The organism is Extibacter sp. GGCC_0201 (assembly GCF_017566055.1).
Classification (GTDB): Bacteria; Bacillota; Clostridia; order Lachnospirales; family Lachnospiraceae; genus Extibacter.
In genome coordinates this window covers 1-226 of the sequence record NZ_JABFCH010000137.1, presented here as the reverse complement: position 1 = coordinate 226, position 226 = coordinate 1, and the positions used below count along the sequence as shown (strand labels likewise).

General features: G+C 58.0%; 1 rRNA gene. It reads left to right on the top strand.

The window, feature by feature from the left end:
• Positions 1-226, top strand: a 23S ribosomal RNA gene (locus HJV72_RS19005); the annotation flags it as partial.

Sequence of the window (226 nt, the reverse complement as noted above, 5' to 3'; positions counted from 1 at the left end):
CCTGCGCCAGGACGGAAAGACCCCATGGAGCTTTACTCCAGCTTGATACTGGGATCCGGTATTGCATGTACAGGATAGGTGGGAGGCTATGAGATCATGACGCCAGTCGTGATGGAGCCGCTGTTGGGATACCACCCTTGCAGTGCTGGGTTTCTAACCAGAGGCCGTGAACCGGCCTGGGGACAATGTCAGGTGGGGAGTTTGACTGGGGCGGTCGCCTCCGAAA